The organism is Azospirillum sp. TSH20 (assembly GCF_003115935.1).
GTDB lineage: Bacteria > Pseudomonadota > Alphaproteobacteria > Azospirillales > Azospirillaceae > Azospirillum.
This window is the reverse complement of the sequence record NZ_LGQU01000050.1, coordinates 1-22,908: the sequence shown is the minus strand read 5'-3', so window position 1 is coordinate 22,908 and position 22,908 is coordinate 1. Positions and strand designations below refer to the sequence as shown.

The following is a 22,908-nucleotide window of genomic DNA, read 5'->3' as shown; positions in this document are numbered from 1 at the left end:
TCCGGGACGTGGCATTCAGCCGCCGAACAGCCCGGGAATCTCCTCCACCCGCGTCAGCAGCCGGTCCGGCCGCCGCGCCGCCAGCGCATCCTCGCGCGCATAACCCCAGGCGACTGCGGCACAGCCCATGCCCAGCGCCCGCGCGGCGTCGATGTCGCGCACCTCGTCGCCGATGCCGATGGCAAGCTCCGCCGGAACGCCGGCCTTGCGCAGCAACTTGCGGAACTTCGCCGCCTTGCCGAACAGCGAGGCGCCGCAGCCGTAATGCGCCACCCGCCCGGCCGCCTCCGATCCCAGGATGCTGCGGATGTTCTCCACCGAGTTCGAGCTGACGATGGCGACGGTCACGCCGCTGTCGTGCAATGCCCGCAGCATCTCCGGCACACCGTCGAACAGCCGGATGCCGTCGATGTCGCGCGCCATCAGCTGCCGCATGTGGTTGGCGATGAAGGGCAGCTTCCAGTTCGGCACCCGCAGGTGCCGCATGATCTGCCGCGCGTCATAGCCGCGCAACCGCTCCACCTCGTCCGCCTGCACGCGGTTGAAGCCATAACGGTCGGCGACACCGTTCAAGACGCCGATGAACCAGGGAAACGAGTCGGCCAATGTGCCGTCGAAATCGAAGACGGCGAGCCGATAACCGCGGCGATCGAGCGCCTGCGGCATGCGGGAATGTGCGGTATCCATGTCGTCTCTTGGTATGTCAAAACAGCGAAGGCGGGGCCTCACCCCAACCCGCACCGCTCCACCACGAACGCCGCAATCGCCTCGGCGTCGTTCAGGTCCAGCACCGGCACCGGGCAGCCCGGCACCGCGCCGTCGCTGGCGACCGCGACGATGGTGGGATCGTCGGGCGCGATCAGCGCCTTGTCCACCTCGGCCCGCCAGACCTCGATCTTTTCGTGACGGTCGCGCTTGAAGCCCTCGACCAGCAGCAGGTCGACCGGCGCCACCTTGCCGATCAGCTGCTCAAGCGTCAGCTCCGGCTCGCCGTCGCGCAGCTCGTGCATCAGGGCCCAGCGCCGGGGGGAGCTTACCAGCACCTCCGTGGCGCCGGCCAGGCGATGGTTGTGGCTGTCCTTGCCGGGATGGTCGATGTCGAAGCCCTTGTGGGCATGCTTGACCGTCGACACGCGCAAGCCGCGCGCCGTCAGCGCCGGAATCAGCCGCACCATCAGCGAGGTCTTGCCGCTGCCGCTCCAGCCGGTCAGCCCAAAGATTTTCATGTCGGAAACTTTCAACCGGCGCTGCGGGCGGAACGGGCGGCGCCGGGCTTCGCCGGCTGCTCGGCCATCATATGGGTCAGTCCGGCGCGCATGTAATCCCACCCGGTGTAGAAGGTCAGAGCCGCGGCGATCCACAGCCCAACCGTGCCGATGAAGGTCACCGGCAGTTCCGCCGGACCATAATCGCCGACGATCAGGAAGCCCAGCGCGATCATCTGGATCGTCGTCTTCCATTTCGCCAGCCAGGTTACCGGCACGCCGACATGCAGCCCGGCCAGATACTCGCGCAGCCCCGAAACCAGCACTTCACGCAGCAGGATCACCACCGCCGGCAGGATCGACAGGCCGGTCAGCCGGTGGAACCCCGCCAGCATGATGAGGGTCGCCGCCACCAGCAGCTTGTCGGCGATGGGATCCAGGAACTTGCCGATCACGCTTTCCTGCGCCCAGGCCCGCGCCAGATAGCCGTCGAACCAATCGGTGATGCAGGCGGCGGCATAGAGCGAGCACGCGGTATAGGCCGCCCAGGCCTCCGGCACATAGAACAGCCCGACCACCAGCGGGATCACCGCGATTCGCGACAGGGTCAGCAGGTTGGGCAGGCTGGTCAGCATGACGGAAAACTCGAACCGCTGGAGGATGTCCCCGCTCGGCACCCGTGAGAGCGCCGGCTGGTTTGTTGTGCCCGCATTCTAACCATCGGGATGGAAGTGATCGTATATCTTTTTCGCAACCGTGCGATTGATCCCTTCCACCGCCTCCAAATCGGCCAGCCCGGCGCGCGCCACCGCCGCCCCGCTGCCGAAGTGATGCAGCAGAGCCTTCTTGCGGGCGGGACCGATGCCGGCGATCTCGTCGATCGGCGATTTGCCGATGGCCTTGGTCCGCTTGGCCCGGTGGGTGCCGATGGCGAAGCGGTGGGCCTCGTCGCGCAGCCGCTGCAGGAAATACAGCACCGGGTCGCGCGGCTCCATCTGGAAGGGCGGGCGGTTCTCCATGAAGAAATGCTCGCGCCCGGCGTCACGGTCCGGCCCCTTGGCGATGCCGACCAGCGTCACGTCGTCGATGCCCAGTTCCGCGAACACCTCCAGCGCGACGTTCAGCTGTCCCAGACCGCCGTCGATCAGCACCAGATCGGGCCACGTCCCCAGGCTGCGTTCCGGATCCTCTTTCACCGCCCGGCCGAATCGGCGGGTCAGCACCTCGCGCATCATGGCGAAGTCGTCGCCGGCCGCGCCTTCGCTCCGGATGTTGAACTTGCGGTAGGCGTTCTTGATGAAGCCTTCCGGCCCGGCGACGATCATCGCGCCGATGGCGTGCGCCCCCTGGATGTGGGAGTTGTCGTAGACCTCCACCCGCTCCGGCGGTCCGTCCATGCCGAAGGCGGCGGCCACCCCGTCCAGCAGCCGCGCCTGGCTGGAGCTTTCGGCCAGCCGGCGCCCATGCGCCTCGCGCGCGTTGGTCAGCGCATGCTCGACGATCCGCCGCTTCTCGCCGCGCTTCGGCTCCGCCAGTTCGACCTTGTGCCCGGCGCGCACGGCCAGCGCCTCGCTCAGCAGCTCCAGCTCCGGCAGGGCGTGGCTGACCAGCACCAGCGGCGGCGCCGCCTTGTTCTCATAGAACTGGGCGATGAAGGCGGCCAGCACCTCCTCGGTCTCCGCCGCCTTGTCATGGCTGGGGAAATAGGCGCGGTTGCCGTAGTTGCGCCCGCCGCGGAAGAAGAAGACCTGGATGCAGGTCACCCCGCCCTCGGCATAGGCGGCGATGACGTCGGCATCCTCCACCACCCCCTCGACATTGATGTCCTGGTGGGCCTGGATCGCGGTCAGCGCGCGGATACGGTCGCGGTAGCGCGCCGCCGTCTCGAAATCCATGGCGTCGGAGGCCGCCATCATCCGGTCGGCGAATTCCGTCTGGATGTCGCGGCTCTTGCCCGACAGGAAGGCGCGGGCCTGACCGACCTGCGCCTGATACTCCGCCGGGCTGACGCGGCCGACGCAGGGCGCGGTGCAGCGCTTGATCTGGTATTGCAGGCAGGGCCGGGTGCGGCTGGCGAACACCGTGTCGGCGCAGTTGCGCAGCAGGAAGGCGCGCTGCAGCGCCGTGATCGTCCGGTTGACCGCCCCGGCGGAAGCGAAAGGACCGAAATAGTCGGCATCGCGCCCGCGCGCGCCACGGTGCTTGGTCAACTGCGGATAGTCGTGGTCCCTGGTAATCATGATGTGCGGAAAGGTCTTGTCGTCCCGCAACAGCACGTTGTACCGAGGCATCAGCTTCTTGATCAGGTTCGATTCGAGAAGCAGCGCCTCCACCTCGGTGTGGGTGTTGACGAACTCCATCGTCTCGGTCTCCGCGACCATGCGCTGGAGCCTGACCGGCAGCTTTCCGACCTGGGTGTAGTTGGTCACCCGGCGCTTCAGGTTGCGCGCCTTGCCGACATACAGGACCGCCCCGTCACCCGCCAGCATGCGGTAGACGCCCGGCGTCTGCGGCAGGGTCTTCAGATGCTCACGAATGATCTCGACGCCCCGGTTGATGTCGGCCGGCCGCCGTTTCGGACGCGCGGCAACGTCCTCACCGCCCGAGGCATCGGCGTCGGAAGAGGAAACCAGGGGCTCTGAGGAATGCGTTTCGGACATGACCAGAATGTCGTCGAGCGGCCGTCGCGGGTCAACTGTTGGGCACGCGAAGGACGCATGCGGAGCGACTCGCCCCTCCGGAAGAATATCCACGAAACCTGTGGATAAGTTTGTCTATAACGACGGGGGTAGCCCATCCGGAGCTAGGCGCCACAACGGGTCGCATGCTTCCGCCTATTTTTTAGGCATTTTTGTTAAGCCGTTGATTTCCTTAGGTCAGGTACGAGTCAAGGGCGGGAATTGACGCGCGGCCACAAAATTGTCTCGGGGCTACAGGCGCCTCTTGCGCGGGGTGGGGCACCTGTGTAAAACGCGCGGTCATTTTCGCCGCACCGCACCCGCCCCGCCGGCCGCAAGGCTCCGGACGGACGTGCCTTTCCCTGTTTAAGGATTGCAATCCGCCGCTATTCGTTGGGCACGAAGCCATGCGCCGGCTGCGCCCATCCCAGATGCTCCCCACCGTCCAGCGCGATCATCTGGCCGGTCATCGCCGGGGCGGCGATCAGGAAGCGGATGGCGGCGCAGATCTCCTCCGGCGTGGTGCCGCGATGCAGCGGGGTCGAGTCCCACTGGGCGGCGAACTCCTCCACCGTCTGGCGGTCATTGCGCAGCGTCGGACCGGGTCCGATGCCGTTGACCCGGATGCGCGGGGCCAGCGCCAGCGCCATTGTCCGGGTCAGCGCCCACAGCCCCATCTTCGACAGGGTATAGGACACGAAGTGCGGAGTCGGATTCCACACGCGCTGATCGATGATGTTGACGATCAGCCCACGCTCGCCCTCCGGCAACCGCGACGCGAAATCCTGCGACAGCACGAAGGGAGCCCGCAGGTTCGCCTCCATATGCGCGTCCCACGATTCGCGTGTGACGTCGGCCATCTCGTCGCGTTCGAAGCGGGAGGCGTTGTTAACCAGCAGTGTCAGCGGACCGAGCCGCTCCGTCACCGCCGGCACCAGCGTCTTCACCTCCGCCTCACGGTCGAGGTCGGCGGCGAAGGCCATGGCACGGCCGCCCGCCCGCTCGATCTCGGCGACGACGGCATCGGCCTCCTCTCGGGAGCTACGGTAATGGACGGCGACGTCCCACCCCTGCCCCGCAAGATCGAGCGCGATGGCCCGCCCGATGCGCTTGCCGGCCCCTGTGACCAGGGCCGTTTTCCTCTTGATCTCGACCATGGCGCCATAGGTACCTTGCCACCGTCGCGGGTCAAGGGGTGAGACGGCCGGAAAAGCGGCCGATCGACGGGCCAATGGCGACGTTGGCGGCGAAGTTGGCGGAGGGGGTAAGCCGGCGATGTTGCGCGAAGCCTTCGAATATCTGACCACGCCCTGCCCGCCGTTGGCGCGCCGTTTCGGCTACCTGTCGGAAATGGTGGCCTTGGGAGCCCGCTATCGGCGCCAGAAGCGGGCCTGGGCGCCGCATGTCGCCGCCTGCCACCGCTTCATCAATCAGGCGGTGCAGCGGGTGGAACCGGGTGGGCGGGCGCTGGTCGCCGGATCGGGGCTGCTGATCGAGATCCCGCTGGAGACGCTCACCGCCCGTTTCGACGAGGTGGTTCTGGCGGACATCCTGCACAGCCGCGCCGTCCGCCGCCGCGCGGCGGCCCTGCCCAATGTCCGCCTCGTCGAGATGGACGTCAGCGGCGCGCTGGCACCGCTTGCCGCCGCGCTGGACAGCGGCGGCCCGCTGCCCACCGATTTCGAACCGCCGGTTCCCGAAGGCGGCCGCTTCCGTTTCGCCGTGTCCTGCAACCTGCTGTCCCAACTGCCGCTGCTGCCGCTGGAGGCGGTGGAACGCCGCGCCCCGGCGACCACGGAGGCGGAGCGGATGGCCTTCGCCCTGCGCATGGTCCACGGCCATCTGTGCTGGCTGTCCGCCATCGCCGAACGCGCGGCCCTGTTCACCGACATCGACGCCTCCTGGATGCATGGCGGCTCCGTGACCGAGGTGGAGGATTCGACCTGGGGTCTCGCCCTCCCCGCCCCCGACATGTCCTGGCTGTGGGACATCGCCCCGGCGCCGGAGCAGGACCGGCGGCAGGATCTGCGCCACAGCGTCGGCGGCTGGTTCGATGTGCGGACGGTGACGAGTGTCCTCCCGCCCTGTTGAGGGAACCGAGACCTCGACACAGCAGACGGGAGAGCGCCCATGGCCGCCAACGATCGCAACATCGACCGCCGCGACGCCGACCACCGCAAGGCGGATGACCGCCCCAGGGACGACCGCAACATCGGCAACGCCACCGGCCCCAGCGACAGCGGCGGCATCGATGAGCGCGAGATCCCGCTGGATATCCCCCGGACGGTCGACCATCCCGACGTGGACGAACGGATCGAGGGCTTCCAGCGCATCATCGGCCCCGGCGCCGGTGGGCCGATCGACCAGCCCGACGAGGATTTCGGCATCCCCGGCAGCGAGGAGGCCGGCGGCCTCGGCACCGGCCCGCTGCCGCCGCGCCAGCCCGACCACCCTCAGGGCCGGACCACCAGGGGAACCGAGCGGGGATCGACCGACCGTATCGTCTCAGACCGCAACGTCGCAGTCGACGGCGCGCGGGACCGCAAGTAATCGGTATGGCGAACTATTGTCGGACAGACCACGGACCATGGCCGTCGACAATAGTTCGCATCTCCGTTGATTGAGGAAGCTGATACGGAAACTGTCGGGCGGCATTGCGCGGACTGCGCTTCATGGGACAGCGGCTCTGCCCTATCTTGGGTTTCACAAGGCGAACCAACGCCTCATACGAACCCAAGGGAGTGGACGTCTCTCACCTCACGTGGAGATTCCCAAAGCCATGAACAGCAATTTCAACGAAGTCCGCGATCCCCGTTCCTACGACGAGATCATCCTGGCCGCCCGCCAGATGCGCGCCGATCATCTGCGCGACCTGTTCGGCAAGCTGCGCGCCGGCCTGTTCGGCGCCCGCGCCGGCCACGGCACCGCGCTGCCGAGCGTGCGCTGACGGCAGACGGGCCCCCGACGACCGGCGAGGCTCCAGCCGGATAGAGAAACGGCCCGGATAGAGAAACGGCACCGTGCATTGCTGCGCGGTGCCGTTTTCGCATTCAGGATGTCTCCAACCGCCTATCCGCGTTCCGACCCCGGTGCGCCGGTGCACCACAGAAGCCCCAGCACCAGACCCTTGCAGCGCGGCAGCAGAATCAGCGTCAGCAGCAGGGTCAGCGCCGGCCAGATCGCCAGATGCAACCAGGTCGGCGGCTCATAATTCTGTTCGACGAACAGCAGGGCGGGGATGACGATGTGGCCGACGATCAGGATGGTCATCCAGGGCGGCGCGTCGTCGGCGCGCAGATGGCCATAAGCCTCCCCACAGGCCGAGCATTGGTCCACCGGCTTCAGGAAGTTCCGCAGCAGCCGGCCGCGCCCGCAATTGGGACAGCAGCCGATCAAGCCGCGGAAAGAGGCGAGAAACTTCGACGGAGCCGCTTCGGTTCCTGCGATCATGGCCACTCCTTCCGTGTTGCCCACAATATAGGCTCTTGCCAGCCAAACCACACCCCCGATTGCGAACAGGTCGGGCATGCGGAGGCCGGCTTACGGCGATCCGCCGGATTTTCGGGCCGTCCTTATCCCGTCTCCTGTCCCGTGCTATGAAGAGGGCAGCCTGTTTGCAGCCGCAGAGGCGATATGGGGGACATGATGGATCGGATGCCGGATGAAACAGTGGAACATCTTCCGGATTCTGTTTCATAGCGTTTCAAATGTTCAACTCCAGCCTCCCCAACCCTGCTGCCGAGTTGACGGCGGCGACCGCGCGGTCTAGGGGAAGACCTTTGCGTTCCGGAGACCCAGCCATGCCCTTCACCCGCCTGTTGTGCGCTGCCGCTGCCCTCGCCGCCTTCGTCGGCCCGATCGCCATGCCGGTCTCGGCGATGGCGCAGACCAAAACCGTCGCCATCACCGCCATCGTCCAGCACCCGGCACTCGACGCGACGCGCGACGGCGTGGTGGAGGCGCTGAAGGACGCCGGCTTTGTCCAGGGCCAGAACCTGAAGGTCGAGTATCAAAGCGCGCAGGGCAACCCGGCCACTGCCGCCCAGATCGCCCGCCAGTTCGCCGGCTCCCGCCCCGACGTGATCGTCCCGATCTCGACCCCGTCGGCCCAGGCGGTGGCGGCCGCGACCCGCGACATCCCGGTGGTGTTCACCGCGGTGACCGATCCGGTGTCGGCCCAGCTGGTGAAGTCGATGGACAAGCCCGGCGCCAACATCACCGGCCTGTCCGACATGGCCCCGGTCGGCGAGCATGTCGCCCTGATCCGCGAGATCCTGCCCCAGGCCAAGCGCATCGGCGTGCTCTACAACCCGGGTGAGCCGAACTCCATCGTGCTGGTCAAGGCGCTGAAGGACGAGGCCGCCAAGGCCGGCTTGACCGTGGTCGAGGCCTCCGTGCCGAAATCGTCGGACGCCCAGCAGGCGGTGCGCAGCCTCGTCGGCAAGGCCGATGCCGTCTACATCCCGCTCGACAACACCGTCGTCTCGGCACTGGAAAGCGTGATCGCCGTCGGCCAGCAGGCCAAGCTGCCGATCTTCTCCGCCGACACCGACAGCGTCGCCCGCGGCACCGTTGCCTCGATCGGCTTCGACTATCTCCAGGTCGGCAAGCAGACCGGCGCCATCGTTGCCCGCGTCCTGAAGGGCGAGAAGCCCGGCGACATCCCGGTGTCGCTCGCCAAGGGCACCGACCTGTTCGTCAATCCGAAATCCGCCGCCGCCATGGGCGTCACCCTGCCCGACGCGGTGGTGAAGCGCGCGACGAAGGTGGTCGGGCAGTAAGGGAATGTCTGGGGGTAGTGCTCTGCCCCCTCCCTAGCCCTCCCCCACCTGCGGTGGGAGAGGGAACTTCCGCCGAACGCCGACAAAGCTCCTGTCCCCTCTCCCGCGCAAGCGGGGGAGGGATAGGGAGGGGGCAAAACGCTCCCCAAACCAAGCCTTCTTCAAAAGCACCGCAATGACTGAAATCGCCCTCTTCGGCGCCATCGAGATCGGCCTCGTCTATGCGCTGGTCGCCATCGGCGTCTATCTGTCCTTCCGCATCCTGGACTTCCCCGACCTGACGGTGGACGGAAGCTTTCCGCTGGGGGCGGCCGTCTGCGCGGTGCTCTTGATCGCCGGAGTCAATCCCTGGCTCGCCAGCCTCGCCGCCGCCCTCGCTGGCGCTGCGGCCGGGTTGGTCACGGCGACGCTGAACGTGCGCTTCAAGATCCTGCATCTGCTCGCCAGCATCCTGACGATGATCGCCCTTTTCTCCGTCAATCTGCGGGTCATGGGGCGGCCGAACGTGGCTCTGCTGATGCAGGATACGGTGCTGACGCCCTTCTACGGCCTTGGGATCCCAGACCACATCGTCCGCCCGCTGGTGGTTGGCGTCATCGTCGCGGTCGTCGTGCTGCTGCTCGCCCGCTTCCTGTCCAGCGAATTCGGACTGGCGATGCGGGCGACCGGCGTCAACGCGCGGATGGCGCGGGCGCAGGGCGTCGACACCGACGCCCATGTCTATGCCGGCATCGCCCTGTCCAACGCCCTGACCGGTCTGGCCGGCGCCCTGTTCGCCCAGACCAACGGCTTCGCCGACGTCACCACCGGCATCGGCACCATCGTGGTTGGCCTCGCCGCCGTGATCGTCGGCGAGACGGTGCTGCCCGCCCGCGCCCTGGCGCTCGCCCTGGTCGGCTGCGTCGCCGGCTCGATCCTCTACCGCCTCGCGGTGCAGCTGGCGCTGTCGGCGGACTCCATCGGCCTGCAGGCCTCCGACCTCAATCTGGTGACCGCGGTGCTGGTCGCCGTCGCCCTGATCCTGCCGCGCCTGAAGGCCAAGGCCTCGCGTAGCGTCTCCCGCAGCCCGAGTGCCGCCAAATGATCGTCGTCGAGGACATCCACGTCACCTTTGGCCGCGGCACGCCGCTGGAAAAGCACGCGCTGCGCGGCGTCGACCTGACCATCCCCGAAGGCGAGTTCGTCACCGTCATCGGCTCCAACGGCGCCGGCAAGTCGACCTTCCTCGGCTCGCTGGCCGGCGACGTGCTGGCGGAGCAAGGGCGCATCTCCATCGACGGCACCGACGTCACCCGCTGGGACACGCCGCGTCGCGCCGGGCTGGTCGCCCGCGTCTTCCAGGACCCGATGGCCGGCAGCTGCGCCGCCCTGACCATCGAGGAGAACATGGCGCTGGCCGCCGCCCGCGGACGCCGCCGGGGCCTCGCGCTCGCTTTGGGCAGCGACCGCCGCAGGAACTTCCGCGACCGCATCGCGGCGCTGGGGCTGGGGCTGGAGAACCGGCTGCACGACCGCATGGGCCTGCTGTCCGGCGGGCAGCGTCAGGCGGTCAGCCTGCTGATGGCGACGCTGGCCGGCTCCAAGATCTTGCTGCTGGACGAGCACACCGCGGCGCTCGACCCCGCCACCGCCGATTTCGTGCTGGATCTTACCCGGCGCATCGTCCGCGACAACCGCCTGACCACGCTGATGGTCACCCATTCGATGCGGCAGGCGCTGGACTATGGCGACCGCACGCTGATGCTGCACGAGGGCCGCGTCGTGCTCGACGTGGCGGGCGAGGAGCGCGCCGGGCTGGATGTGCCGCACCTGTTGGCCTTGTTCGCCAAGCAGCGCGGCGGGGTGGAGATCAGCGACGACAGCCTGCTGATCGGCTAAGCCTCCGCTTTCGTCCTGGCCTCGCCTTCCCGGTCCGCCTCGAACAGCGACTGAAGCTCGGCGGCGGCATCGCGGGAGGTCTGGATCAGCTTGATCTCGTCATTATGGACGGCATGCTGGCGGATCAGGGTCCGTTCGTCATGGGCACGGAAGGTGTCGAGCGTCCGCGTCACTTCGCCTTCCGCCAAGCCCATCTGCCGCAGCACATCGCCGGTCATGCGCAGGCTGGAATCGAAGGTCTCGCGCACGATGTGGGTGACGCCTCGGTCCATCAGATGATGGACATGGCGGCGGTTGCGGGCGCGGGCGAAGATGGTCAGATTGGGGAAATGGCGCGTCGCCATCTCCACCACGCGCAGCGACTGCTCCATGTCGTCCAGCGCCACCACCAGCACCTTGGCCTTCTCCGCCCCTGCGGCGCGCAGAAGCTCCACGCGGGTCGGGTCACCGTAGTAGGCCTTGCTGCCGAACCTGCGGACGAAATCGACCTGGGCCGCGCTGCTCTCCAGCGCTGTGAAGGGAATGCCGCGCACCCGCAGCACGCGGCCGACCACCTGCCCCACCCGGCCGAAGCCGCAGATGATGACCGGCGGGTTGTCGTCGGGCGGGGTATCGAAGGGACGCTTGGGCTTCGCCGACATCAGGCGCGGCGCAAACCAGCGCTCCTCCGCCGCGAACAGGAAGGGCGTCGCCAGCATCGACAGGGTGACCACCAGCATCGCCGCCGACGCCTGTTCCCCGGCCATCACGCCGCCGCCGACCGCCAGCCCGAACAGCACGAAGCCGAATTCGCCGCCCTGGCTCAGCACCGTCGCCATCCGCGTCGCCCCGGCCCAGGGAACCCCGGCGATGCGGGCCAGCACCAGCATCGCCAGTCCCTTCACCAGCAGCAGCGCCACGGCAAGTCCTAGGAAGCGGACGGGATGCGCCATCAGCGTCGGCACGTCGGCGCCCATGCCGACCGACACGAAGAACAGCCCGAGCAGCAAGCCCTCGAAGGGTTCGATGTCCGCCTGCACCTCGTGCCGGTATTCCGAATCCGACAGCAGGACACCGGCCATGAAGGCACCCAGCGACATCGACAGACCGGCCTCCTGGATCAGGACGGCGGTGCCGATGACGATCAGCAGGGCTGTGGCGGTGAAGATCTCCGGCGCGCCGGCGCGGTCGACCGCGTGGAAGATCGGCCGCAGCAGATAGCGTCCGCCAATCAGCACCACGACCACCGCGACCACCGCCTTGGCGACGGACAGCCACGCACCGTCGGCCTGGGGAACACTGCCGTTGCCCAACAGCGGCAACAGCGCCACCGCGGGAATGATGGCGAGATCCTGGAACAGCAGGACGGAAAAGGCATTGCGCCCGGATTGGTTGGCGAGCAGCCCGCGCTCCGCCATCATCGGCAGCGCCATGGCAGTGGAGGACAGGGCGAAGCCGAAGCCCAGAACCACCGCCGTCGGCCAGGCGAGCCCCAGCCCCCAGCCGCACAGCGCGGTGATCGCGGCGCCGGTCACCGCGACCTGCGCACCGCCAAGCCCCAGCACCGATTTCCGCATGACCCACAGGCGGGCGGGCCTCAGCTCCAGCCCGATCAGGAACAGCAGCATGACGACGCCGAGTTCCGAGGCGTGGGCGATCGCCCCCACATTGGTGACCAGCCCGAGCCCGGCCGGACCAACCGCCAGCCCGGCGGCGAGATAGCCGAGCGGCGCACCGAACCCGAACCTTTTTGCCACCGGCACGGCGACCACCATCGCCGCCAGCAGCACAACCAACGTCACAAGCTCCGCCATGTCCCCCGCCGCTCGACTGTCGCAGGGGCACTATGGCGCGATTTCAACGGCCGATGCCAGACACTTAACCGTCAGCCCGGCCATATACCTAGATGCTATTGATTATTCGGCCGCGGAAGCCACGTGCGAGTTGTTCGACGGCGGCGCCCCATTGGCCGCCCAGCGGGTCAGCAGGAGGATGCCGACGACCACGCCGACATAGGCGATCAACTGCGCCTCCGTCGGACGATCGGTGTAGCCGACCAGCACATGCAGCGCCTGCCCGACGAGGCTGTTGTCGCGCAGGACGTCCGAGGTGTCCCACAGCACGGTGCCGCCCGCCATCAGGATGCCGCCCTGTGCCAGGAAATTGACCGCCGTGGCGGCCATGCCGGCGGCCAGCAGCGTCAGCAGCCAAGTGGTGGTGGCGAACAGGTGCCGCGTCGGGATCTGCAGCAGCCCGGCATAGAGCAGGACGGAGACCAGCGCGCCCAGCGCCATGCCGCCCAGCCCGCCGGTGGCCACCGTGGCGATGCCGCCCTCTTCCGACGCAAGGATGCCGGTCAGGAACAGCACGACCTCCGACCCTTCGCGCAGCACGGCGACGCCGATGACGATGGCCAGCGCCGCCAGCGACTTCTCCCCGCTCTGCACCGCCCGGCCGACCGCCTTCATGTCGCGCGCCAGTTCGCGGCCATGCTGCGCCATCCAGGCATTGTGCCAAGCCAGCATGACGACGGCGATCAGCAGTACGGTGGCGTTGAACATCTCCTGTCCGGTATCGGCGAACAGCGAACTGATGCCGTCGGCGAAGGCGGCGACGATGCAGGACCCGACCATGCCGCCGACGATGCCCAGCGAAATCGACCGGCCGCGGCCGGGCACTCCCTGGGTCGCGGCCAGCACGATGCCGACGATGAGGCCCGCTTCGAGGACCTCGCGAAAGACGATGATCAGACTGGCGAGCATGGTCGTCTCCGGTACTGGGCGGTCTGCTGGGACAACGTCACTCGGCGATCACGACGCCCTGCGCCGTCGCTTCGTGGAATTCGCCGAAGAAGGGATAGCGCCCCGGCTTCAGCGGACCGACCATGACCTTGATCTGCTTGCGGCCGCCGACGATCTTCTCGACCTTCATCTCGCCGCTTTCGAACTCTTCCGACGTGGCGTCCTGATTGTCGACCAGCAGGGTCACCCGCTTGTTGGCCGGAACCTTCACCTCCGCCGGTTCGAACTTGTGATCCTTGATGACGATGGTCACCGTATCGGCAGCCTGCGCCGGGACGGCGTGGATCAGGGCGGCTCCGGACAGGGCGATGCCGAAGGCGGCGGAAAGCAGAGAGACACGACGCATTCGCGGAAAACCTCAGGGGCTGGTGGGCCATTGCTTCTGAAAATCATTCTCACTCAAGTCCCCCGGGGTCAAATGAAAAGGCACCCGCAGGCTCCGCAACGCACCTGCGACGGAATCGCGCACCCCGGCGGCGTAGCGTGCCACCTACCCAGGTTCGCCCGTCTCGACATGCCCAGGTCGAGACGACGCGAAGCCTCGGCGTTTCAACGGGATGCGACGAAGCGCTCCAATTTGCCCAGCGTTTGCTGCCCCAGTTTCTCGGCGCCGAACCCCTTCGCCTCCTGGAACTCGGAAGCTGTGGTGAACACCATGCCCAACGTCACCTTCGTTGCGCCGTCTAGGTCCTCAAACATGGCCCAGGCGTCGGCATGTTTCGGCCCGTTCTCGCCCCAAAGAAGCGTGTAGCCGATTCTTTCCTCGGGCCGGACCTCCCCATAACGATGGTGGTTCGGAAACACCGTTCCATCCGGCGCAATCATGTCGAAGACCCATTCGCCGCCCGCGCGCAGATCAATCCGCGTCGTCCGACACGAGAACCCGTCCGGGCCCCACCATTGCGGGAGCGTCTCAGGGTTCATCCACGCCCCCCAGACCAGGGACCGGGGTGCCTGTATCACTCGCTCAAGCACCATGGTCCGCTCGGCCACGCCCGAGAGGTTGTCCAGTCCCGCACCAAAGCCCTGCCGGTATCCGGCCTCCATGTTCTTGGCCATCGAGGAAAGCTGCACCGTAACGACCAGCCGACTGCATTTGTCCGTCCCTGAGAAATCTGCCGACACCAGCGCGGCTGATTGTGTCACCTGCCCGGACGAAACCACCTCGTAATTCACGCTGCGCTGCGCAGGCTGCAGGTCCAGCCAGCCAACCTCGCAACGGATATCGGGCTGCCCCTCCACCTTGCAGAGAGAGACCTCACGTCCTCCCACCCTGGTGTCGGCCTCCAGAAACTCCACGATGATCAAGGGCGTGGGGGCGGCCCAAACCATCCGGGCGGCCGGGGCCGTCCACGCATGCCACAGCACCGATAACGGCGCGGCCACCTCCCGCTCAAAGGTCAGCGTCGCAAAGCGATCCTTCCTGTCATCCGGCCTGTCATCCGGCGCCATGCCGGTCGAAACGGGGTCCGATGTCATTCTTTGCGCTCCTTCATGACGTTCATCACAAATGCATCCAGTCGGCTGAGACGGGCCTCCCAAATCGCCCGGTGTTCATCCAGCCATGTCCGCACCGGCTCCATGGCCTCCGGCACCATGGCGCAGATCCGTGTTCGCCCTTCCTTAGAGGTTGAGATCAACCCAGCTTCCTCGAGCACGGAAAGGTGCCGCATCACGGTGGGCAGACGCAGTCCAGTGGGACCGGCCAAGTCCGTTACACGCGCGGGTTCTCTGGCGAGCCGGGTCAGGATTGACCGTCGGGTCGGATCAGCAAGCGCGTGGAAGAGCAGCGAGAGATCGGGTTCATGCTTAGCCATGTCGCTAAGTATCAGCGCGACATCGCGCTTGCAAGCAAACACTTCGCCGATTGGCTAAGTTTTTCACAACCAAGCAGCGCTCCCTGGAGCGGTGGCTTCCGTTGCGGCGCGGATCAGGGGCTTTCGTCCCGCCGTGCCCACGCGCCGTGACGTGGTCACTGTGTTCAAGGACCGGCGGATTTACGGAATCTGGAATGCGCTGTTGGTCTCGCCCCGCCCGATGGCGGCACTCGGCTTCGGAGGCTCTGGAGCGAGCAACAGTTCAACCACTACCCAAAGGGCGTCGGAGACGTGATGTGCAGCCATCCGCCTCCCAATAGCTCAAACCCTGTTTTGTCAGGCGCTCAAGCTTCCGACGAGCCGGGAAACTGCTCCAGCCCGTCGGTGATCTCATAGTAGTCGGCCTTGTCGGCCACATAGCCATGGCGGAGCGTCGTCAGCCCGGTGGGCTGGTCCAAACTGCCCGCGGCGATCTCGATCTCGGTCTTGCCGTCGCCCTTCCAGAACAGGGACGAGCCACAGCGCCCGCAAAATCCCCGCTCCGCAATGTCGGAGGAGCGGTACCAGGACAGCGTTTCATCGGCGTCGAAGGTGACGGTATCGCGCGGAACCGTGACATAGGCGCCGATGTGGCCGTGGAAGCGGAGGCACTGGCCGCAATGGCAGGTCACGACCCCATCCGGCCGTTCCGCCAGCAGAAAGCGCACGCCGCCGCACAGGCAACCGCCGGCCAGCGCCCGCTCCCGCCCCGTCACGCCTTCGCTCATTCCACCACCTCTCCCGTGCTGATCCGGCGTTCGACACCATCGTCGCCGATGTCGTAATAGGCGCCTTTGTGGTCGACGAAGATATGGCGATCCACCCGCAGCCCGGACGGATCGTCCAGGCTGCCGGCGGTCACCGTGATGCGGCGCTCCGCACCGGCCTGTTCCAACGCCTCCCAGAACAGCCCGGCACCGCAACGCGCGCAGAAGCCGCGCCGGGCGCGCTCGGAGGAGGCGTACCACGTCAGAGTCGAGTCGGTGAGCAGACGCAACGCCGCACGGGGCAGGCCGGCGTAGGCGCCGACATGGCTGTGCTGGCGCCTGCACTGGGAACAATGGCAGAAGGAGATCGGTTCCGGCCGGGTGTCGTTGGCATAGCGCACGCCGCCGCAAAGACAGCCGCCGGTCCAGACCCGCTCCCCCTCCCCGCTTGCCTTCACGTCGCCCATCGCTCAGCCCCGCCAGAACGGCTTTTCAGCCTCATAGTCCGCATCGGCGCGGGAAATGCCGATATCCGACAGCAGATGGTCGGGCAGAGCCTCCAGCGCGCGGCGCTGCCGGCGGCGCTCGTTCCAGGTCGCAAGGCGGTCGAACAGCGCCACCACGCGCTCGCCCAGCCCCACGCCGGCCGGGGCCGGCTTGCGGACGAACAGTTCTGCGCCGGACATCGGTGAATGCGTTCCCTTTGCCATGATCCGGTTCCTTCCGGTGAATGGGGAGCGGGGCCTCGGCCTCGCCGCTCCGTTGGTCAGATCGCTTGTGAAACTGAGGATGGTACAGAGACCGCTTGCCGACAAACGACGCTTTCTCATAGAATCGATTAGCTAAGCTAATCCGAATCCAGCCGCTGGTCCCTCCCCCGCCATGTCCCGCCGCCTGCCCCCGCTGAACGCGCTGCGCGCCTTCGAAGCCGCCGCACGCCATCTTTCCTTCACAAAAGCCGCTGACGAGCTGCATGTGACGCAGGCCGCCGTCAGCCACCAGATCAAGGCGCTGGAGGAGTGGCTCGGATTACCGCTGTTTCGCCGAATGAACCGGGCGCTGGCGCTGACCGAGGCCGGGCAGAACTACCTGCCGCCGGTACGCGAGGCGATGGACACGCTGTCCCAGGCGACCGACCGCCTGATCCGCGCCGACAGCAGCGGCACGCTGACCATTTCCACCATGCCCAGCTTCGCGTCGAAATGGCTGGTGCCGAGGCTGGTGCGTTTCCAGAAGCGCCATCCGGAAATGGATGTGCGGGTCCACAGCACCTCACAGGTGGTGGACTTCGCCCGCCACGACGTCGATCTGGCGATCCGCTTCGGCAATGGCCTGTGGCCGGATTTGCGGGTCGAACGGCTGCTGACCGAGGACATCTTCCCGGTCGGTCACCCATCGCTGCTGGCCGGCGACCGGCCGCTGGTCAATCCGGAGGATCTGCGGCACCACACGCTGCTGCACGACGACTACAACATCTCCTGGGCGGTGTGGTGCCGGGCGGCGGGGATCGAGGGGGTGGATACCGACCGCGGCCTGCGATTCGACGACTCGTCCTTCACCCTGCAGGCTGCGATCAACGGCCACGGCATCGCGCTGGCCCGCGGCGTGCTGGTGGCCGACGACATCGCGGCCGGCCGGCTGGTCCGCCTGTTCGAAGTGCGGCTGCCGGGGAGCCTCGCCTACTATGTCGTGGCGCCGCAGCATTACTTTTCCCGGCCCAAGGTGAAGGCCTTCCACGACTGGTTGTTCGAAGAGGCGGAAGCGGTCTGAAAAGCGCCGTATTGAGCGGCTTGCGGGCGTAACGGACCGCTCCTATAGTCCGCGCCCATGAGCGCGAACCCGTCCCCCGACACGGTCTTCCCGCACCGCCATCTCCTCGGAATCGAGGGGCTGCGGGCCGGCGAGATCACCCAGATCCTCGACCTTGCCGATGGCTATGTCGAGCAGAACCGCCGCCCCGTGAAGAAGTCCAACCTGTTGGACGGCCGCACGCAGGTGAACCTGTTCTTCGAGAACTCCACCCGCACCCGCACCAGCTTCGAGCTGGCCGGAAAGCGGCTGGGGGCCGACGTCATCAACATGTCGACCGACAGCAGTTCGGTGAAGAAGGGCGAGACCCTGATCGACACGGCGATGACGCTGAACGCCATGCACCTGGACGCGCTGGTGGTGCGCCACGCCGATTCGGGCGCGGTGAAGCTGCTGGCCGACAAGGTCAACTGCTCCGTCATCAATGCCGGCGACGGCCATCACGAACACCCGACCCAGGCCCTGCTCGACGCGCTGGCGATCCGCCGCCGCCTCGGCCGGCTGGATGGTCTGATCGTGGCGATCTGCGGCGACATCCTGCACAGCCGCGTCGCGCGCTCCAACATCCATCTGCTGAACGCCATGGGCGCCCGGGTGCGCTGCGTGGCGCCGCCGACCCTGCTGCCGTCGCAGATCGAACGGCTGGGCGTCGAGGTCCATCATTCGATGAAGACCGGCCTGCGCGACGCCGACGTTGTGATGATGCTGCGCCTGCAGACCGAGCGGATGAGCGGCCAGTATGTCCCCTCGACCCGCGAATACTTCTATTTCTACGGCCTCGATTACGAGAAGCTGGAGGTGGCGAAGCCCGACGCGGTCATCATGCATCCGGGGCCGATGAACCGCGGCGTCGAGATCGACTCGGAAGTCGCCGACGACCTCAAGCGCTCGATGATCCTCGATCAGGTGGAGCTGGGCGTGGCCGTGCGCATGGCCGTGCTCGACCTGCTGACCCGTGAACGCCGCCAGTCCGACCTTGCGGGAGCCGTCTGATGAGCAGCCGTATCGTCTACCGCAACGCCCGCCTGCTCGACCCGGCGACGGGCCTGGACCAGCGCGGCGACCTGCTGATCGACGGCGAGACCATCGCCGATTTCGGTCCCGGCCTGTTCAACGACTCCACGCCCGAGGGTGCGGAGGTCATCGACCTCGCCGGCCAGTGCCTCGCCCCCGGTCTCGTCGACATGCGGGTGCTGATCGGCGAACCGGGCGAGGAAGAGAAGGACACGATCAAGAGCGCGTCCCGCGCCGCCGCGGCCGGCGGCATCACTGCCATGGCGCTGCTGCCCAACACCGACCCGGTGCTGGACGAGGTCGCCGGGCTGGAGTTCATCGCGCGCCGCGCCCGCGAGGTGAAGCTGGTCAAGGTCTTCGCCTACGGCTCCGCCACCCGCGGCACCGAAGGCAACGAGATCACCGAGATGGGCCTGCTGGGTCAGGCCGGTGCGGTCGCCTTCACCGACGGCACAAAGGCCATCGCCAGCGCCAAGACCATGCGCCGGGCGCTCAGCTACGCCAAGACCTTCGGCAAGCTGATCGTCCAGCATCCGGAAGAGCCGTCGCTGGCATCCGGCGGCATGATGAATTCGGGCGAGATCGCGACCCGCCTCGGCCTCGTCGGCATCCCGCGCGAAGCCGAGATCATCATGATCGAGCGCGACCTGCGGCTGGCCGAATTGACCGGCGGGCGCCTGCATTTCGCCCACATCAGTACCGGTGAATCGGTCGACCTGATCCGCCGCGCCAAGGCGCGCGGGCAGAAGGTGACCTGCGACACCGCTCCGCATTATTTCGCCCTGACCGAGACCGACGTCGGCGACTACCGCACCTATGCCAAGGTCTCCCCGCCGCTGCGCGGCGAAATGGACCGGCGCGCCATCGTCGAGGGCTTGGCCGACGGCACCATCGACGCCATCGCCTCAGACCATGTGCCGCAGGACCAGGACCAGAAGCGCCTGCCCTTCGCCCAGGCCGCCCCCGGCGTGATCGGGCTGGAGACGCTGTTCCCGCTGACGCTGGAACTGGTGCACAAGGGCAAGATGCCGCTTCTGAAGGCTCTCGCCTGCGTCACCGCCAACCCGGCGGCGATCCTCGACTTGGCCGTGGGCCGCATCGTCAAGGGCGGGCCGGCCGATCTGGTCGTCTTCGATCCTGACGTGCCGTGGCAGATCGACGTCACCCGCTTCAAGTCGAAGTCGAAGAACTCGCCCTTCGAGAATCGCCCGGTCCAGGGCCGGCCGCTGCGCACCATCGTCGACGGCCGCACCGTCTGGCAGGCGGAGGACTGATCCGGTGCCGATCCTCCTGTTCGCCGCCCTGCTGGGCTACCTGCTGGGCTCGATTCCCTTCGGGCTGGTGTTGACCCGGATGGCCGGTCTGGGCGACATCCGCCAGATCGGCTCCGGCAACATCGGCGCCACCAACGTGCTGCGCACCGGCAACAAGCCGTTGGCGCTCGCCACCCTGCTGCTCGACAGCGGCAAGGGTGCCATCGCCGCGTTGCTGGCGCAGTGGCTGGCCGGACCGGAAGCGGCGGTGCTGGCCGCCGGCGGCGCCATGCTGGGCCACAGCTTCCCGGTGTGGCTGGGCTTCAAGGGCGGCAAGGGCGTCGCCACGGCGATCGGCGTTCTGCTTGCTGTGTCTTGGCCGGTTGGGCTGCTGGCCTGTCTGACCTGGCTGGTGATGGCGGCGCTGTTCCGCATCTCGTCGCTGTCGGCGCTGACGGCGCTGGGCATCAGCCCGCTGACCGGCTGGTATTTTGGTGGGCCGCTGGTCGGCGGCCTCTGCCTGTTCATCGCGGCGCTGGTCTTCATCCGCCACGAGGCAAACATCCGGCGCCTGCTGAAAGGCGAGGAGCCGAAGATCGGCGCAGGCAAGAAGAAGGCTGCCTGAGCGGGCAGATCGAAGAGGCGGACCGAACGGGCGGCGGGGAGGCAACTCCCCGCCCTTTTCGTTTGCAGTCCTCTGATTTTGTTAGAGTTCCCTCGTCCTCACTATCCGATTTCGCCCACCCGGACGCAGACAACCGGTGCGGCCATGCGCTATGCTGCACGGCAATCCGGGGCACGAACAAGCAACCCGGCAGGTGAGCCGGCGGCTGGCGCCGGCGGACAACGAGACGCTGAGGGAACCGAGAATGGACACTCCGCTGTGGAGCCCGAGTGAGGAGCGCATCGCGCAGGCCAACCTGACCGCTTTCCGCGAGGCGGCGAATGCGCGATTCGGACTGCGGCTGGACGATTACGACGCGCTCTACAACTGGTCGATCGCGGAGAAGGAGCGGTTCTGGCGCTTCCTGTGGGAATGGGCCGGGCTGACCGGCGACCTTGGCAGCGTCGATCTGCTGGACGGCGACAAGATGCCGGGTGCCCGCTGGTTCCCGGAAGCCCGCCTCAGCTATGCCGAGAATCTGCTGGCCGGCGCACCGGACGACAATGCGGTCGTCTTCTGGGGCGAGGACAAGGTGAAGTACCGCTGGAGCGGGGCGGAACTGAAGGCCACCGTCTCCCGCCTGCAGCAGGCGCTGAAGGCCAAGGGCGTCGGCAAGGGCGACCGCGTCGCCGCCATCATGCCGAACATGCCGGAAACGCTGGCGGCGATGATCGCCACCACCAGCCTCGGCGCGGTCTGGTCCTCCTGCTCCCCCGATTTCGGCATCCAGGGCATCACCGACCGCTTCGGCCAGATCGAGCCGAAGGTGGTCTTCGCCCCCGACGCCTATTGGTATAACGGCAAGAGCCACGACGTGCGTGCCAAGGTGGCGGAGGTGCTGAAGGATCTGCCGACCGTCGTCGCCACCGTCATCATTCCCTACGTCGACAAGGCGCCCGACCTGTCGACGATCCCCGGCGCCGTCGGCTTCCACGACTTCATGGCACCCCATCCGGTGGCCGAGCCGACCTTCGAGCGCGTCGCCTTCGACCATCCGCTGTTCATCCTCTATTCGTCCGGCACCACCGGAAAGCCGAAATGCATCGTCCATGGCACCGGTGGCACCATCCTTCAGCATGTGAAGGAGCACCGGCTGCATTGCGACCTGAAGCGCGGTGACCGGCTGTTCTACTTCACCACCTGCGGCTGGATGATGTGGAACTGGCTGGTGACCGGGCTGGCCAGCGGCACGACGCTGGTTCTCTATGACGGCTCGCCCTTCGCGCCCACCGGCAACATCCTGTTCGACTATGCCGATGCGGAGCGGATCACGCTGTTCGGCACCTCGGCCAAATTCATCCAGTCGCTGGAGAAGTCGGGGCTGGAGCCGATGAAGACCCATTCTCTGGCCAGCGTCCGCGCCCTGGCCTCCACCGGCTCGCCGCTGATGCCGGAGAATTTCGAGTTCGTCTACCGCTCGATCAAGCAGGATGTCCATCTCGCTTCCATCAGCGGCGGCACCGATATCATGTCCTGCTTCGTGCTGGGCAACCCGATCTCCCCTGTGTGGAAGGGCGAGATCCAGACGCGCGGCCTCGGCATGGCGGTGGAGGCGTTCGACGACAACGGCCACGCCGTGCGCGGCGAGAAGGGCGAACTGGTCTGCACCCGCCCCTTCCCCATCATGCCGATCGGCTTCTGGGCCGATCCGGACGGGTCGAAATACCGCTCCGCCTATTTCGACCGCTTCCCCAATGTCTGGGTCCATGGCGATTTCATCGAACAGACCGAGCATGGCGGCTGGGTGATCTATGGCCGGTCGGACGCGGTGCTTAACCCCGGCGGCGTGCGCATCGGCACGGCGGAGATCTACCGCCAGGTCGAACAGCTTCCGGAAATCATGGAGGCGGTCTGCATCGGCCAGGAATGGGACGGCGACGTGCGCGTCGTGCTGTTCGTCGTCCTGCGCGAGGGGCTGAAGCTGGACGAGGCTCTCGCCGGCACCATCCGTAAGCGGATCAAGGACAACTGTTCCCCCCGCCATGTTCCGGCGAAGATCGTCCAAGTCACCGACATCCCGCGCACCCGCTCCGGCAAGATCACCGAGCTGGCGGTGCGCGACGCCGTCCACGGCCGTCCGATCAAGAATACGGAGGCGCTGTCCAACCCGCAGGCGCTGGACGAATTCCGCGAACGGACGGAACTGAGCGGGGCGTGAGGTGGCGTCGCCGCTGTTCCTCGACCTCGACGGCGTGCTTGCCGATTTCGACCGTGGCGTCGTCGCGGTCACCGGCAAGCGGCCGGAACAGCTGCCGATGAAGGAGATGTGGCGGGCCTTGTCCC

Annotated in this window: 25 protein-coding genes; 11 read left to right on the top strand and 14 right to left on the bottom strand. The window is 67.1% G+C overall.

What is annotated here, in order from left to right; translation table 11 throughout:
- Positions 1 to 15: 15 nt before the first annotated feature.
- From TSH20_RS14545 to TSH20_RS14525, 5 genes are all read right to left on the bottom strand, one after another.
- On the bottom strand, positions 16 to 687 hold the full coding sequence (locus TSH20_RS14545; RefSeq protein ID WP_247871364.1) for an HAD hydrolase-like protein: 672 nt from the start codon (positions 685 to 687) through the stop codon (positions 16 to 18).
- A gap of 38 nt (positions 688 to 725) precedes the next feature.
- Positions 726 to 1,226: a molybdopterin-guanine dinucleotide biosynthesis protein B gene (mobB, locus tag TSH20_RS14540; protein WP_109075408.1), complete on the bottom strand. Its 501-nt coding sequence runs from the start codon at positions 1,224 to 1,226 to the stop codon at positions 726 to 728.
- An 11-nt stretch (positions 1,227 to 1,237) separates the two neighbouring features.
- Positions 1,238 to 1,840, bottom strand: a complete 603-nt coding sequence (gene pgsA / locus TSH20_RS14535; protein ID WP_109075407.1) for a CDP-diacylglycerol--glycerol-3-phosphate 3-phosphatidyltransferase — start codon at positions 1,838 to 1,840, stop codon at positions 1,238 to 1,240.
- A gap of 78 nt (positions 1,841 to 1,918) precedes the next feature.
- Complete coding sequence (uvrC, locus tag TSH20_RS14530) at positions 1,919 to 3,865, bottom strand: excinuclease ABC subunit UvrC (protein ID WP_109075406.1); 1,947 nt, start codon at positions 3,863 to 3,865, stop codon at positions 1,919 to 1,921.
- Positions 3,866 to 4,269: 404 nt separating this feature from the next.
- Positions 4,270 to 5,040 (bottom strand): SDR family oxidoreductase, encoded by a 771-nt coding sequence (locus TSH20_RS14525; RefSeq protein WP_109075405.1) that lies wholly within the window; start codon positions 5,038 to 5,040, stop codon positions 4,270 to 4,272.
- A 118-nt stretch (positions 5,041 to 5,158) separates the two neighbouring features.
- On the opposite strand from TSH20_RS14525, the gene TSH20_RS14520 reads away from it, so the two are divergent.
- The 3 genes from TSH20_RS14520 (at position 5,159) to TSH20_RS34960 (ending at position 6,830) form a co-directional block, all read left to right on the top strand.
- Positions 5,159 to 5,974 carry a hypothetical protein gene (locus TSH20_RS14520; protein WP_109075404.1) on the top strand — a complete coding sequence of 272 codons (816 nt, stop codon included), beginning with the start codon at positions 5,159 to 5,161 and terminating at the stop codon, positions 5,972 to 5,974.
- Positions 5,975 to 6,013: 39 nt separating this feature from the next.
- A complete protein-coding gene (locus TSH20_RS14515; protein WP_109075403.1) occupies positions 6,014 to 6,433 on the top strand; it encodes a hypothetical protein in 420 nt (139 codons plus the stop codon).
- A gap of 229 nt (positions 6,434 to 6,662) precedes the next feature.
- Entirely contained in the window at positions 6,663 to 6,830 is a 168-nt protein-coding gene (locus TSH20_RS34960; RefSeq protein WP_158281999.1) for a hypothetical protein, read from the top strand.
- Between the two features lie 122 nt (positions 6,831 to 6,952).
- Here TSH20_RS34960 and TSH20_RS14510 read toward each other — a convergent pair whose 3' ends face one another.
- Positions 6,953 to 7,333 (bottom strand): DUF983 domain-containing protein, encoded by a 381-nt coding sequence (locus TSH20_RS14510; protein WP_109075402.1) that lies wholly within the window; start codon positions 7,331 to 7,333, stop codon positions 6,953 to 6,955.
- 350 nt (positions 7,334 to 7,683) lie between these two features.
- Between TSH20_RS14510 and TSH20_RS14505 the strand changes: the two genes are divergently transcribed.
- The 3 genes from TSH20_RS14505 (at position 7,684) to TSH20_RS14495 (ending at position 10,542) form a co-directional block, all read left to right on the top strand.
- On the top strand, positions 7,684 to 8,664 hold the full coding sequence (locus TSH20_RS14505) for an ABC transporter substrate-binding protein (RefSeq protein WP_109075401.1): 981 nt from the start codon (positions 7,684 to 7,686) through the stop codon (positions 8,662 to 8,664).
- Between the two features lie 175 nt (positions 8,665 to 8,839).
- Positions 8,840 to 9,748, top strand: coding sequence for an ABC transporter permease (locus TSH20_RS14500; RefSeq protein ID WP_109075400.1), 909 nt, complete (start codon positions 8,840 to 8,842; stop codon positions 9,746 to 9,748).
- Positions 9,745 to 10,542: an ABC transporter ATP-binding protein gene (locus tag TSH20_RS14495; RefSeq protein WP_109075399.1), complete on the top strand. Its 798-nt coding sequence runs from the start codon at positions 9,745 to 9,747 to the stop codon at positions 10,540 to 10,542. The genes TSH20_RS14500 and TSH20_RS14495 overlap by 4 nt, the downstream gene beginning before the upstream one ends.
- On the opposite strand, the gene TSH20_RS14490 is transcribed toward TSH20_RS14495, so the two are convergent.
- The 8 genes from TSH20_RS14490 to TSH20_RS14455 form a co-directional block, all read right to left on the bottom strand.
- Positions 10,539 to 12,335: a monovalent cation:proton antiporter-2 (CPA2) family protein gene (locus tag TSH20_RS14490; protein ID WP_109075398.1), complete on the bottom strand. Its 1,797-nt coding sequence runs from the start codon at positions 12,333 to 12,335 to the stop codon at positions 10,539 to 10,541. The genes TSH20_RS14495 and TSH20_RS14490 overlap by 4 nt on opposite strands.
- 102 nt (positions 12,336 to 12,437) lie before the next feature.
- Positions 12,438 to 13,283: an FTR1 family protein gene (locus tag TSH20_RS14485; protein WP_109075397.1), complete on the bottom strand. Its 846-nt coding sequence runs from the start codon at positions 13,281 to 13,283 to the stop codon at positions 12,438 to 12,440.
- A gap of 37 nt (positions 13,284 to 13,320) precedes the next feature.
- Entirely contained in the window at positions 13,321 to 13,668 is a 348-nt protein-coding gene (locus tag TSH20_RS14480; protein ID WP_109075396.1) for a cupredoxin domain-containing protein, read from the bottom strand.
- Positions 13,669 to 13,871: 203 nt separating this feature from the next.
- Positions 13,872 to 14,801, bottom strand: a complete 930-nt coding sequence (locus TSH20_RS14475; RefSeq protein WP_199231992.1) for an SRPBCC family protein — start codon at positions 14,799 to 14,801, stop codon at positions 13,872 to 13,874.
- Positions 14,798 to 15,139, bottom strand: a complete 342-nt coding sequence (locus tag TSH20_RS14470; RefSeq protein ID WP_109075445.1) for a metalloregulator ArsR/SmtB family transcription factor — start codon at positions 15,137 to 15,139, stop codon at positions 14,798 to 14,800. The genes TSH20_RS14475 and TSH20_RS14470 overlap by 4 nt, the downstream gene beginning before the upstream one ends.
- Positions 15,140 to 15,483: 344 nt before the next feature.
- Complete coding sequence (locus TSH20_RS14465; protein ID WP_109075395.1) at positions 15,484 to 15,906, bottom strand: GFA family protein; 423 nt, start codon at positions 15,904 to 15,906, stop codon at positions 15,484 to 15,486.
- Positions 15,903 to 16,352 (bottom strand): GFA family protein, encoded by a 450-nt coding sequence (locus tag TSH20_RS14460; RefSeq protein WP_109075394.1) that lies wholly within the window; start codon positions 16,350 to 16,352, stop codon positions 15,903 to 15,905. The genes TSH20_RS14465 and TSH20_RS14460 overlap by 4 nt, the downstream gene beginning before the upstream one ends.
- A gap of 3 nt (positions 16,353 to 16,355) precedes the next feature.
- On the bottom strand, positions 16,356 to 16,571 hold the full coding sequence (locus TSH20_RS14455) for a DUF1127 domain-containing protein (protein WP_247871365.1): 216 nt from the start codon (positions 16,569 to 16,571) through the stop codon (positions 16,356 to 16,358).
- A 196-nt stretch (positions 16,572 to 16,767) separates the two neighbouring features.
- Here TSH20_RS14455 and TSH20_RS14450 point away from each other — a divergent pair, with 196 nt between their 5' ends.
- From TSH20_RS14450 to TSH20_RS14430, 5 genes are all read left to right on the top strand, one after another.
- A complete protein-coding gene (locus TSH20_RS14450) occupies positions 16,768 to 17,655 on the top strand; it encodes a transcriptional regulator GcvA (RefSeq protein ID WP_109075392.1) in 888 nt (295 codons plus the stop codon).
- A gap of 57 nt (positions 17,656 to 17,712) precedes the next feature.
- Positions 17,713 to 18,687 carry an aspartate carbamoyltransferase catalytic subunit gene (locus TSH20_RS14445; protein ID WP_085089487.1) on the top strand — a complete coding sequence of 325 codons (975 nt, stop codon included), beginning with the start codon at positions 17,713 to 17,715 and terminating at the stop codon, positions 18,685 to 18,687.
- Positions 18,687 to 19,982 (top strand): dihydroorotase, encoded by a 1,296-nt coding sequence (gene pyrC / locus TSH20_RS14440; protein ID WP_109075391.1) that lies wholly within the window; start codon positions 18,687 to 18,689, stop codon positions 19,980 to 19,982. The genes TSH20_RS14445 and pyrC overlap by 1 nt, the downstream gene beginning before the upstream one ends.
- Before the next feature lie 4 nt (positions 19,983 to 19,986).
- Complete coding sequence (plsY, locus tag TSH20_RS14435; protein ID WP_109075390.1) at positions 19,987 to 20,586, top strand: glycerol-3-phosphate 1-O-acyltransferase PlsY; 600 nt, start codon at positions 19,987 to 19,989, stop codon at positions 20,584 to 20,586.
- A gap of 244 nt (positions 20,587 to 20,830) precedes the next feature.
- A complete protein-coding gene (locus tag TSH20_RS14430) occupies positions 20,831 to 22,783 on the top strand; it encodes an acetoacetate--CoA ligase (RefSeq protein ID WP_109075389.1) in 1,953 nt (650 codons plus the stop codon).
- Positions 22,784 to 22,908 lie beyond the last annotated feature (125 nt).

Bases quoted from the DNA above. Each gene is read 5' to 3' on its own strand.
- TSH20_RS14545 (WP_247871364.1), bottom strand. From the start codon at position 687: ATGGATACCGCACATTCCCGCATGCCGCAGGCGCTCGATCGCCGCGGT.
- mobB (WP_109075408.1), bottom strand. From the start codon at position 1,226: ATGAAAATCTTTGGGCTGACCGGCTGGAGCGGCAGCGGCAAGACCTCG.
- pgsA (WP_109075407.1), bottom strand. From the start codon at position 1,840: ATGCTGACCAGCCTGCCCAACCTGCTGACCCTGTCGCGAATCGCGGTG.
- uvrC (WP_109075406.1), bottom strand. From the start codon at position 3,865: ATGTCCGAAACGCATTCCTCAGAGCCCCTGGTTTCCTCTTCCGACGCC.
- TSH20_RS14525 (WP_109075405.1), bottom strand. From the start codon at position 5,040: ATGGTCGAGATCAAGAGGAAAACGGCCCTGGTCACAGGGGCCGGCAAG.
- TSH20_RS14520 (WP_109075404.1), top strand. From the start codon at position 5,159: ATGTTGCGCGAAGCCTTCGAATATCTGACCACGCCCTGCCCGCCGTTG.
- TSH20_RS14515 (WP_109075403.1), top strand. From the start codon at position 6,014: ATGGCCGCCAACGATCGCAACATCGACCGCCGCGACGCCGACCACCGC.
- TSH20_RS34960 (WP_158281999.1), top strand. From the start codon at position 6,663: ATGAACAGCAATTTCAACGAAGTCCGCGATCCCCGTTCCTACGACGAG.
- TSH20_RS14510 (WP_109075402.1), bottom strand. From the start codon at position 7,333: ATGATCGCAGGAACCGAAGCGGCTCCGTCGAAGTTTCTCGCCTCTTTC.
- TSH20_RS14505 (WP_109075401.1), top strand. From the start codon at position 7,684: ATGCCCTTCACCCGCCTGTTGTGCGCTGCCGCTGCCCTCGCCGCCTTC.
- TSH20_RS14500 (WP_109075400.1), top strand. From the start codon at position 8,840: ATGACTGAAATCGCCCTCTTCGGCGCCATCGAGATCGGCCTCGTCTAT.
- TSH20_RS14495 (WP_109075399.1), top strand. From the start codon at position 9,745: ATGATCGTCGTCGAGGACATCCACGTCACCTTTGGCCGCGGCACGCCG.
- TSH20_RS14490 (WP_109075398.1), bottom strand. From the start codon at position 12,335: ATGGCGGAGCTTGTGACGTTGGTTGTGCTGCTGGCGGCGATGGTGGTC.
- TSH20_RS14485 (WP_109075397.1), bottom strand. From the start codon at position 13,283: ATGCTCGCCAGTCTGATCATCGTCTTTCGCGAGGTCCTCGAAGCGGGC.
- TSH20_RS14480 (WP_109075396.1), bottom strand. From the start codon at position 13,668: ATGCGTCGTGTCTCTCTGCTTTCCGCCGCCTTCGGCATCGCCCTGTCC.
- TSH20_RS14475 (WP_199231992.1), bottom strand. From the start codon at position 14,801: ATGACATCGGACCCCGTTTCGACCGGCATGGCGCCGGATGACAGGCCG.
- TSH20_RS14470 (WP_109075445.1), bottom strand. From the start codon at position 15,139: ATGGCTAAGCATGAACCCGATCTCTCGCTGCTCTTCCACGCGCTTGCT.
- TSH20_RS14465 (WP_109075395.1), bottom strand. From the start codon at position 15,906: ATGAGCGAAGGCGTGACGGGGCGGGAGCGGGCGCTGGCCGGCGGTTGC.
- TSH20_RS14460 (WP_109075394.1), bottom strand. From the start codon at position 16,352: ATGGGCGACGTGAAGGCAAGCGGGGAGGGGGAGCGGGTCTGGACCGGC.
- TSH20_RS14455 (WP_247871365.1), bottom strand. From the start codon at position 16,571: ATGTCCGGCGCAGAACTGTTCGTCCGCAAGCCGGCCCCGGCCGGCGTG.
- TSH20_RS14450 (WP_109075392.1), top strand. From the start codon at position 16,768: ATGTCCCGCCGCCTGCCCCCGCTGAACGCGCTGCGCGCCTTCGAAGCC.
- TSH20_RS14445 (WP_085089487.1), top strand. From the start codon at position 17,713: ATGAGCGCGAACCCGTCCCCCGACACGGTCTTCCCGCACCGCCATCTC.
- pyrC (WP_109075391.1), top strand. From the start codon at position 18,687: ATGAGCAGCCGTATCGTCTACCGCAACGCCCGCCTGCTCGACCCGGCG.
- TSH20_RS14430 (WP_109075389.1), top strand. From the start codon at position 20,831: ATGGACACTCCGCTGTGGAGCCCGAGTGAGGAGCGCATCGCGCAGGCC.